General features: G+C 37.7%; 12 protein-coding genes. 1 reads left to right on the top strand and 11 read right to left on the bottom strand.

Annotation, left to right across the window (positions count from 1 at the left end; translation table 11 throughout):
• A partial coding sequence (locus ACJAT0_RS10935) for an SDR family oxidoreductase (RefSeq protein WP_415181674.1) occupies positions 1-725 on the top strand: 725 nt, incomplete at its 5' end.
• 157 nt (positions 726-882) lie between these two features.
• On the opposite strand, the gene ctlX is transcribed toward ACJAT0_RS10935, so the two are convergent.
• From ctlX to ACJAT0_RS10880, 11 genes are all read right to left on the bottom strand, one after another.
• A complete protein-coding gene (gene ctlX, locus ACJAT0_RS10930) occupies positions 883-1,812 on the bottom strand; it encodes a citrulline utilization hydrolase CtlX (protein ID WP_415181673.1) in 930 nt (309 codons plus the stop codon).
• Positions 1,813-2,733, bottom strand: coding sequence for a dimethylarginine dimethylaminohydrolase family protein (locus ACJAT0_RS10925; RefSeq protein WP_415181672.1), 921 nt, complete (start codon positions 2,731-2,733; stop codon positions 1,813-1,815).
• 949 nt (positions 2,734-3,682) lie between these two features.
• On the bottom strand, positions 3,683-4,969 hold the full coding sequence (locus tag ACJAT0_RS10920) for a citrate synthase (protein WP_415181671.1): 1,287 nt from the start codon (positions 4,967-4,969) through the stop codon (positions 3,683-3,685).
• 494 nt (positions 4,970-5,463) lie between these two features.
• On the bottom strand, positions 5,464-6,750 hold the full coding sequence (gene eno, locus ACJAT0_RS10915; protein WP_415181670.1) for a phosphopyruvate hydratase: 1,287 nt from the start codon (positions 6,748-6,750) through the stop codon (positions 5,464-5,466).
• Complete coding sequence (carA, locus tag ACJAT0_RS10910; RefSeq protein ID WP_415181669.1) at positions 6,747-7,865, bottom strand: glutamine-hydrolyzing carbamoyl-phosphate synthase small subunit; 1,119 nt, start codon at positions 7,863-7,865, stop codon at positions 6,747-6,749. The genes eno and carA overlap by 4 nt, the downstream gene beginning before the upstream one ends.
• A gap of 84 nt (positions 7,866-7,949) precedes the next feature.
• Complete coding sequence (gene rplQ, locus ACJAT0_RS10905; RefSeq protein WP_374002593.1) at positions 7,950-8,423, bottom strand: 50S ribosomal protein L17; 474 nt, start codon at positions 8,421-8,423, stop codon at positions 7,950-7,952.
• Between the two features lie 31 nt (positions 8,424-8,454).
• Positions 8,455-9,447 (bottom strand): DNA-directed RNA polymerase subunit alpha, encoded by a 993-nt coding sequence (locus ACJAT0_RS10900; RefSeq protein WP_415181668.1) that lies wholly within the window; start codon positions 9,445-9,447, stop codon positions 8,455-8,457.
• Positions 9,448-9,471: 24 nt separating this feature from the next.
• The gene (gene rpsD, locus ACJAT0_RS10895; RefSeq protein ID WP_415181667.1) at positions 9,472-10,077 is read right to left on the bottom strand and encodes a 30S ribosomal protein S4; all 606 of its coding nucleotides are present in this window, start codon (positions 10,075-10,077) and stop codon (positions 9,472-9,474) included.
• Positions 10,078-10,160: 83 nt separating this feature from the next.
• On the bottom strand, positions 10,161-10,550 hold the full coding sequence (gene rpsK / locus ACJAT0_RS10890) for a 30S ribosomal protein S11 (protein WP_374002590.1): 390 nt from the start codon (positions 10,548-10,550) through the stop codon (positions 10,161-10,163).
• 12 nt (positions 10,551-10,562) lie between these two features.
• A complete protein-coding gene (gene rpsM / locus ACJAT0_RS10885) occupies positions 10,563-10,937 on the bottom strand; it encodes a 30S ribosomal protein S13 (RefSeq protein WP_415181666.1) in 375 nt (124 codons plus the stop codon).
• Between the two features lie 3 nt (positions 10,938-10,940).
• Positions 10,941-10,988, bottom strand: a 48-nt coding sequence (locus ACJAT0_RS10880) for a 50S ribosomal protein L36 (RefSeq protein ID WP_415181675.1), incomplete at its 5' end; no start/stop codon positions are given.

The raw sequence follows: 10,988 nt of genomic DNA, 5'->3' as shown, positions 1-10,988 counted from the left end.
TTCCAGTAATGACGCCTAAACTGAGTAGTTACTGGTTGTATTTTGTAACCAGCACCAGTTATAAGCTCGCCCAAAACCTAGTAGACAGTATGGCTGTAGAAGTCATCGCCTCAAAAAATGACCTTGCAGAAAGGTTAGAAATTGAGCTCTATAGCTATCAAGAGGCATTGAATATGGCCTTTGCAAAAATTGAGCAAAATCAAGTCGTGAGCAGCTGGAAAGACTCTATGGTAAGTGGCCGCTTTAAACGCAGCCTTAATAAATATAAAAAAGTCCCCAGTTATGGATGCCTTAAAGACGGTCAGAAACTAGCAACAACAGATCCAGAAGCTGCCTTAGAACGCATTTGGTCCATCGGAGGGAATAACGGCTATTATTACGCTACATTTTTGTGGAAAATACGTGGCGCGGTGGATAAATTATTCGGCGGTGTAGGCTTGCGCCGTGGCCGCACTAATGCTACAACTATTTATGCTGGGGACGCTCTGGATTTTTGGCGCGTTCTTGTGGCAGACAAAGAAGAAAAACGACTGCTATTATTTGCGGAAATGCGCGTTCCTGGAGAAGCCTGGCTGGAATTTGAAATCGATGAGAATAATATCGTTCATCAAACAGCTACTTTTAGACCTAGAGGAATTTGGGGTAGATTATACTGGTACAGCATGTTGCCATTTCATTACTTTATTTTTACTGGAATGATCAGGCATATTGCCACTGGGAAATGATGTTAAAAATCACAGATGATATCGGTAAAAATAGGACCGCCATGAGAATAAATAAAAGGGAAGCTTATAAAAGATAAATTCCATAAAATGAAACCACAACACAAGTATCAAAAGGCAAAATTACTTCCGCATCTTTTGATATAATTTAAAATGGAACTTATACTCTAGGCAAAAAAACCTCAGCCATCATGCATCTTACAGAACCACCTCCTAAAGTTTCTATAGTAGAAATAGATGGATGAATAATCTCGTTGTAATTTTCCAATTTGCCAATTTGAGAGACCGTTAGTGACTTATAGGCTTGGTCGCTCATCACTAAAATACGTGCTCCCTTATCGTTACTGACCTGCATCATATTACCTGCAAAAGAGTTTACTTGAGCTTCGGTAATAGTAATCACTTCTTTACCGTCCTCTTTAAGATGTTTAAGAACGTTCTTAGCCTCTTTTTTATCGTCTATGCAATCCAGACAAATCACTGCATAATTCTCTCCCAGCGCCATCATTACGTTGGTGTGGTAAATGGGCAATCGCTTCTCTTCCACCGTTTGATAAGAGGTGAAGATTACAGGTGTGTATTCAAAATCTTCACAAAACTCTATCATCAGTTCCTCATCTGCACGAGCAGATAAGCTGCAATACGCTTTGCGATTTACTCGATCTAGTAAGAGACTTCCTGTTCCTTCTAGAAAGAAACCCTCGTCCTCTGCACTGGTGTAATCGATAACGTTATTGATTTGAAAACCTTCTGCTTCCATCAATTCCATAGCATCTGGCCTTCTTTCCCTACGCCTATTTTCAGCAAACATGGGATACAAAGCTATATCTCCATTTTCATGAGTAGAGATCCAGTTGTTAGGGAATACAGAATCTGGTGTATCAAATTCTATTTGATCTTGTACCAGTAATACACAGACACCTTTTTCTTGTAAAGCTGCTACAAGAACATCAAATTCATTTTGTGCTTTCTCGTTTTGATCCAAGATTTTTATCCTACCATCTTGGTAATAATTATTAACAGCTGTTTCTTCGTTGGAGCGAAACTGCACTGGACGCACCATTAAAATAGTATCAGTTATTTGTCTCATCTAGTCTCTAATTAAGGGTAAAGTGGAGCATCTCAAAAGTCCTTCTTGCTTGGAAATCTCTGCATAAGGAACTTCTTCTACGGTAATTCCATGGCTGCGCAACCAGACATTTAAACGTGTGAAATTCTTTTCTGAAATAACAACGTCTGGTGCAATAGAGAAGATGTTAGAGTTCATGTGGTACATTTCTTCTTGAGTGATCTCAAAACAGTTCTTACGACCAAATAAGCCTATCAAAAACTGATATTCTTCTTCTTGTAAAAATCCGTTCCTATGTATGATGCACTTGTCTTTCCCTACGGGTTGGAAACAACAATCTAAATGCAGTGCGTTGTTATAAGGATCCAGATTATCCTTCCTTAGATCAAAAGAAACTACTTTTTTATGGGGAAAGGTGACTTCTAACCATTCTACCGCCTGTATATTGGTGCGAGCAATGATATAATCTGGATAATCTTCACCGCGATAGGTGCCTACAAAAATATAATCGCCGTGCAACATAACATCTCCACCTTCTATGTGTACCTCTTCTGGTGGACGTATTACACGATGAGTCTCCATTTGATCGACAATGTATTGAATAGCTTCTATCTCTTCCTCACGATCTGGGAGAATGTTTGCTTTCACAAAAATAGCATCAATCACAAAACCTATATCCCTAGTGAAAATCTGATTGCAATTTTGAATTTGCATGGGTCTAAAGACCTGCACATCATATTTTTCAAAAACCAAAGCTACAGCGTCCATTTCATTTACCATATCATCATTTGAAGGATAGGTTCCTGCGATTATATGCGCCCTAGATTTTGGGTCGTAAGCTTCCTCTGCAGCTGGTGTGGGACCTGTACTGCGTGCAATTCCTAAGACGACACTTCTAAGACGTGAAGTCTCATCAGTTACATGAAGATTGATTTTTTTCATAAAGCGAATTTAGTAATTAAGACTAGCATTTAATACAAATTACGCAATCGTTTTTTACTTAAAAACTATTTGTTTTAATGGAGCGCCCGCTTAAAATCAATAACTTCATCTACAAAAAGCGAATTAAAAAAAATATGCTCTGACGTTTATCCTGTATCTCGATTCTGTTTCTCCTCCTAAATTGTGAAAATGAAAAACTGAAAACAGCCGGACGGTAAGGAGCAATTAACAATATTAAATCAGCTTTATTTTTAGTATCAGAAATGGCGTAGAACGCTTATCTCATTGATCTGCTCGCAAAGTAGCAAACACACTCTCGAAAACAGGACTCAAAAAAATCATAAAGGGCAACTCACAGAGGGTTTTATTTAAGAGAATATCATTTCAACAGCCGAAGTAACGAACACAGAAGAGCTGCAAAATAAAATACTGAGGAGTATGGAACCCGATAGAATAGATCATTTTCATAATAAACACATAGTTTGCCCTGCTTTTGTTCATTCATCTTCAGAATTTTTTACAGAGATCATAAAACTAGTTGATAGAGAGTTTGAACAAGGAAATAGGAATGCTTGGGAAAAAGACATGATCTTATGGCAGGCAAAGCGCTGAATAGATAGTTTCAAAATACCTGCAGATTTATTTATTTACTATGGTTAATACAAGAACATCTCAATTATTTTCCCAAATAAATTCTTTAAAAAAACAAAAGATAAGTTGGCGCGATTCAGATCATTGCGATGACTTAGTGGATTCCAGATTAATTTGTTCGTAATACTTCTTGGCCATTATAAAAATGTACAGCCGAATTTTATGAGATAGCGATGTCAAAGATAAATATGATACGTTGAGAGCTGAAAATTCTTATTGGTGTCATTTGATTAAAACACATAAAAAACTCCCAAAAGTCTTTTTTTTTAGGAGTTTTTAAGTTTATCAATAAAATAATTTATCGTTTAGACACTTCTTTAAATGGTCTTAAATTCTCACCAATATACACTTGACGTGGTCTGCCTATCGGCTCTTTCTTCTCGCGCATTTCTTTCCACTGTGCGATCCATCCTGGAAGACGTCCTAATGCAAACATTACAGTGAACATCTCTACTGGAATTCCCATTGCACGGTAAATAATACCCGAATAGAAGTCTACGTTAGGATATAATTTGCGGTCTACAAAGTAAGGGTCTTCTAGTGCCTCTTTCTCAAGGCCTTTTGCAATTGCCAAAATTGGATCATCTACCCCTAGTGCCTCCAGAACTTCGTCTGCCGCTGCTTTAATAATCTTAGCTCGTGGATCAAAGTTTTTATACACCCTATGACCGAATCCCATCAAACGAAAGGGATCATCTTTATCCTTAGCCTTAGCCATATACTTCTTCGTATCTCCACCATCTTCCTTAATAGCTTCTAACATTTCAAGAACAGCTTGATTTGCTCCACCGTGAAGTGGTCCCCAAAGTGCAGAAATGCCGGCACTTAAACTTGCAAAAAGACCTGCTTGTGAGGAACCTACAATACGTACGGTACTCGTAGAACAGTTTTGCTCATGGTCTGCATGAAGGATTAATAGTTTATTTAGTGCGCTGGAAACAATAGGATTTATTTTATATTCAGAATTAGGTCTTTTAAACATCATTTTAAGAATGTTATCTACGTAACCTAGGTTATCATCTCCATAATCAAGTGGCTGTCCTGTGCGTTTTCTCAACGTCCATGCCACGAGAACCGGGAATTTACCCATGATGGTCACAATCGCCTTGTAAACATCTTCTTTACTATTTGCATTTACAGAGACTGGATTAAAAGCAATCAGCGCACATGTCAATGAAGAAAGCACTCCCATAGGGTGGGCAGACTTAGGAAACCCATCAAGAATTTTCTTTACATCTTCATCTACGTGCGACTTTGCCTTAATATCCGAATGGAATTTATCTAATTCAACTGGAGTAGGTAGTTCACCAAAAATCAATAAGTAGGCAACTTCAAGGAAATCGGCTTTATCAGCTAAGTCCTCAATGGAATATCCTCTATATCTAAGAATACCTTCTTCACCATTTAGAAACGTAATCGCGCTTACACAACTGCCTGTATTTTTATAACCAGGATCTATGGTCGTAAGTCCGCCTGTTGCGCTTCTCAACGTTTTAATATCTATTGCCTTTTCATCTTCTGAGCCCGTAAATACAGGAAATTCATATTTCTTGCCTTCAAACTCTATTATTGCCTTGTCTGCCATTTTTAAATTTTGGATTGTGTATTTACGAAAATACGCCACAACTACTAATTTTCCTACAAATTAGTAGTTGAAATTAGACAATTTAATAAAATTTTAGCCCTCCTTCTATCGATATAGTTGGTCTTTTTATCAAAAGCTATTAAAGGAATAAAAGGTGGGTTGTGGTTTCGCTTTCGCAAATGCAGGAAACTATCTATATAAAAACAGAACGACCACCCAAAAAGGGAATCTTAATGCTATTTGTAAGTCCCAAAAACTAACAAAATTTATGTGACTACTAACTGTACTGCACTGGGCTCTAGACCAGTTTCTACATTTAAAACACACCCTCACAAACTAATCGCTGTAGACGATTTAAGCACCCGAAAGGCACCTTTAGGTATGTATTTAAATTGATTCTTAGATATTATGAAATTACTATACAAAAAAGCCATCTATTGTCTAGATGGCTTTTGATAATTCCGCTTTCGCGAAAGTAAAATAGTACTGAAACTTTAAAACTGAAAAGCTTTTCTTCCAGGGAAATAAGCTGAACCCGCGAGTTCTTCTTCAATGCGAAGTAGTTGGTTATACTTTGCCATACGATCTGATCGTGAAGCTGAGCCCGTCTTAATCTGGCCTGTGGATAGTGCCACGGAAAGATCTGCAATAGTGTTATCTTCCGTCTCTCCACTGCGATGCGACATCACAGAGGTATATCCAGCTTTGTGAGCCATAGTGACTGCTGCAATCGTTTCTGTAAGGGTACCTATCTGGTTTACTTTAATCAATATAGAATTTGCTATATCGTTCTCAATGCCTCTCGAAAGTCTTTCTACATTGGTAACAAAAAGGTCGTCTCCAACTAATTGTACTTTATGACCTGCTTTTTCAGTAAGGAATTTCCATCCATCCCAATCGTTTTCATCCATTCCATCTTCAATAGAAATGATAGGATATTTATCTGCTAAGTCTGCGAGGTATACGGCTTGCTCTTCAGAGGTTCTTATCACACCAGCTTCTCCCTCAAACTTAGTATAATCGTACATCCCATTTACAAAGAACTCAGCCGCTGCACAATCTAAAGCAATCATTATTTGCTTTCCTGGTTCATAACCAGCATTTTTGATTGCTAATAAAATAGTATCCAACGCATCTTCGGTTCCATCTAATTTAGGTGCGAAGCCACCTTCATCACCTACCGCAGTGCTCAACCCTCTATCATGAAGTACTTTCTTCAAGTGATGAAAGATCTCAGTACCCATTTGTAAGGCATGAGAAAAACTATCTGCCTCCACTGGCATCACCATGAATTCTTGGAACGCTATAGGGGCATCACTATGGGAACCTCCATTAATGATATTCATCATAGGAACAGGAAGCGTACAAGCACTGATACCACCGATATATTTATATAATGGTTGATTGAGTTCCAATGCTGCCGCTTTAGCACATGCTAATGAAACACCTAAAATTGCATTTGCTCCTAACTTTGCTTTGTTAGGGGTACCATCTAAATCAATCATTAATTGATCGATATAAGCTTGTTCAAAAACTGAAGTTCCTAAAAGCTCTGCAGCAATTAAGGTGTTCACGTTATTTACCGCTTTAACGACACCTTTACCCATATAAGGCTTTCCACCATCTCTTAACTCCACAGCTTCATGCTCTCCAGTAGATGCTCCTGAGGGGACAGCAGCTCTTCCCATAACACCATTTGATGTGAAAACATCAACTTCTACGGTAGGATTTCCTCTAGAGTCAAAAATTTGTCTTGCGTGTACTTCTATAATTGTGCTCATGTTGTAACTTTTTTTGTTGTATGAATAAGGTTGATAAATTGATCAAATAAATAAGTGGCGTCGTTAGGTCCAGGTCCTGCTTCGGGATGATACTGAACAGAAAAACATGGTTTAGAAACATGTTTGATACCTGCAACCGTGTTATCATTTAAATGATAATGTGTTATCTTAACATTGGTATTCTTTTCTGTATCCTCCCTACTTATTGCAAATCCATGATTCTGAGAAGTTATTTCTCCCTTTCCTGTTTCCAAATTTAAGATAGGATGGTTGATGCCCCTATGACCATTATGCATTTTATATGTAGAAATACCATTTGCTAACGCAATAACTTGGTGACCTAAACAGATACCAAAAAGAGGCTTATCGGCTGTTAATATATCTTTGGCCGTTTGAATAGCATCAGCTAAGGGCTCAGGATCTCCTGGTCCATTAGACAAAAGATAACCATCTGGAGAAAAGGAACTCATCATTTCAAAAGAGGTATCATATGGAAACACCTTTATATAGACACCGCGTAAAGCGAGATTACGTAAAATATTCTTTTTAACTCCGAGATCTAATACGGAAATCTTTATGGGTGAGTTTTCATCACCAAAGTAGTACGGCTCTTTACAGGAAACTTTAGACGCTAATTCCAAACCGTTCATGGAAGGAACTCTAGATAATTGCATCTTTAATTCTTCCAGATCATCTAACTCAGATGATAGAATAGCATTTTGCGCGCCATTGTCTCGTATGTAGGAGACGAGTGCACGTGTATCAACATCTGACAGAATCACTAAATTCTTCTTTTCAAGAAGTGAAAGCAAGTCACCATCTGCATTTTCACGTGAAAAAACTTCTGAAAAGTTTTTGCAAACAAGACCAGCTATTTTTATAGAATCAGATTCTTCATCACCACTTGAAACACCATAATTTCCAATATGCGCATTTGTGGTTACCATTAATTGTCCAAAATAAGAGGGATCAGTGAAAACCTCTTGGTACCCCGTTGTGCCCGTATTAAAACATATTTCTCCAGTGGCTGTGCCACCTTTACCTACTGCCTTACCGTGAAAGATAGTACCATCCTCCAACAAAATAATGGCATCTTTTTTTTCTAAATATCCCATAAACAATTTAAATTCAAAAATAATCCAAAAAAAAAGGACCAATGAAATAATCATTGATCCGTTTTCTACAACTTATAAAGAAAATTATTCTTCTTCATTAGATTTAGTTTCAGTTGCCACTGGCGCAGCTGTAGTTGATTTACCTCTTCTACTACGACGAGTAGTTGACTTCTTAGCTCCAGCCTCTAACTTATAGATATCATTATAGTCAACAAGCTCGATCATAGCCATATCGGCATTATCCCCAAGTCTGTTTCCTAATTTAATAACTCGCGTATATCCACCTGGTCTATCAGCAACTTTTGATGCAACGTCCCTAAAAAGTTCGGTTACAGCCTCCTTACTTCTAAGCTTTGCAAATACCAACCTTCTATTATGGGTAGTATCTTCCTTTGACTTAGTGATTAAAGGTTCCACAAATTGCTTGAGGGCCTTAGCTTTCGCTACAGTAGTATTGATGCGCTTGTGCTCAATAAGAGAACAACTCATATTTGACAACATAGCTTTTCTATGAGCCGTCTTTCTACTTAAATGATTTACTTTCTTTCCGTGTTTCATTTTCTATTGTATTCTTGAACTAGGAACAAACCTAGTCACGGTCTAATTTATATTTTGCTAGATCCATACCAAAGTTTAAACCTTTAATATTTACTAGTTCTTCCAGTTCTGTTAACGATTTCTTACCAAAATTCCTGAACTTCATCAAGTCATTTTTATTGTAGGAAACAAGATCACCAAGAGTTTCTACTTCAGCTGCTTTAAGGCAGTTCAAAGCCCTAACCGAAAGCTCCATATCAACTAACTTAGTTTTCAGGAGTTGACGCATGTGAAGACTTTCTTCATCATAAGTTTCCGTTTGAGCGATTTCATCCGCCTCTAGTGTAATCCTCTCGTCGGAAAATAACATAAAGTGATGGATCAAAGTCTTGGCTGCTTCAGTAAGAGCATGTTTAGGATGAATACTACCGTCAGTAATAATTTCAAATACTAATTTCTCAAAATCTGTTTTCTGCTCAACTCGATAATTTTCAATACTGTACTTGACATTTTTGATAGGAGTAAAAATAGAGTCAATAGCAATCGTGCCCATGGCAGCATTGGTATTTTTATTTTCCTCAGCAGGAACATATCCCCTACCTTTCTCAATAGTGAGCTCTAAATTTAAACTAACGCTGCTTTCCGTGTTACAGATAACCATTTCAGGGTTTAAAATTTGAAAACCTGAGATATGCTTTTGCAAATCTCCTGCGGTAAACTGATCCTTACCTGAGAATGATATATTTACTACTTCACTGTCTACCTCATCGATTTGACGTCTGAAACGAACTTGCTTGAAATTTAGAATAATTTCAGTCACGTCCTCCACAACTCCTTCAATAGTTGAAAACTCGTGATCAACTCCCTCAATGCGTATTGACGTAATTGCAAATCCTTCTAAAGAAGATAATAAGACACGCCTAAGCGCATTACCAACGGTAAGTCCATAACCTGGTTCCAACGGTCTGAATTCGAATTTTCCCTCGAAATCAGTTGAATCAATCATGATCACTTTATCCGGCTTTTGGAAATTTAATATTGCCATAAGATTAATTAAATAGGTTGATTATTATTTAGAATATAATTCTACAATCAATTGTTCCTTAATATTTTCAGGAATTTGTAAACGCTCTGGCACGCTTACGAAAGTTCCCTTTAAAGAAGCTTTATTGAAAGTAATAAAATCATAAACACGATCACTACTGGTAAGTGCATCGTCTATAGTAGTCAAAGATTTGGACTTCTCACGAACAGCAACCTCATCACCTGGCTTTAACTGGTAAGAAGGAATATTAACCAACTGACCATTAACCGTAATATGCCTATGAGATACAAGTTGTCTGGAACCTCTACGTGTTTTAGACAACCCCATGCGATACACAACATTGTCCAAACGTGATTCACATAACTGAAGCAAAACCTCACCAGTAATTCCGGAACTACGTCCTGCTTTTTCAAACATCAGTCTGAACTGCTTTTCTAAGATACCGTACGTGTATTTCGCTTTTTGCTTTTCTTTTAATTGAACCGCATACTCCGATTCCTTTCCACGACGTCTAGCGTTACCGTGCATCCCTGGAGGATAATTTTTTTTCTCCAAAGCTTTACTAGGGCCAAAAATCGCTTCTCTAAATCGACGTGCAATTTTTGCCTTAGGACCTCTATATCTTGCCATTTTGTAAATTTTTTGAAAGATGTATCATGAATTCAGGTCTAAATCCTTCGATGATCAAATAATCCTTCGATATTAAAATTAAATTAAACTCTTCTTCTTTTAGGTGGACGACATCCATTATGCGGCAGTGGAGTAACATCAATGATCTCCGTTACTTCAATCCCTGCATTGTGAATAGAACGTATAGCGCTCTCGCGTCCATTACCGGGTCCTTTAACGTAGGCCTTAACCTTACGTAAACCAGCCTCATGAGCTACCTTTGAACAATCCTCAGCAGCAAGTTGCGCTGCATACGGAGTATTCTTTTTAGAACCCCGAAAACCCATTTTTCCCGCGGATGACCATGAAATCACCTCACCTTTTTTGTTAGTAAGCGAAATTAAGATATTATTAAAAGATGAAGAGATATGCACCTCTCCTAAACTATCAACAATTACTTTACGCTTTTTAGCTACCGCTTTAGACTTTGCCATATCAGTTACTTATTATTTAGTTGCCTTCTTCTTGTTAGCAACGGTCTTACGTTTTCCTTTACGAGTACGAGAATTATTCTTAGTACGTTGCCCCCTCAAAGGAAGTCCTGATCTGTGACGAATCCCTCTGTAACATCCAATGTCCATAAGACGTTTGATGTTAAGCTGAGTCTCAGAACGAAGTTCACCTTCGATAGTAAACTCACCAATAGCGGATCGAATTTTACCAATTTCGTCGTCATCCCAGTCACTAACCTTCTTATCGATACTTACGCCACTAGCAATAAGCACATCATGAGCTCTATTCCTACCCACACCGTAAATGTAAGTTAAGGCAATTACTCCACGTTTATTTTTAGGTATATCTACCCCTGCAATTCTAGCCATAGCTTAACCTTGTCTTTGTTTAAATTTTGGATTCTTTTTGTTAATCACATA

This window comes from Nonlabens sp. (genome assembly GCF_047636915.1).
Classification (GTDB): Bacteria; Bacteroidota; Bacteroidia; order Flavobacteriales; family Flavobacteriaceae; genus Nonlabens.
This window is presented reverse-complemented; position numbering and strand designations above follow the sequence as displayed.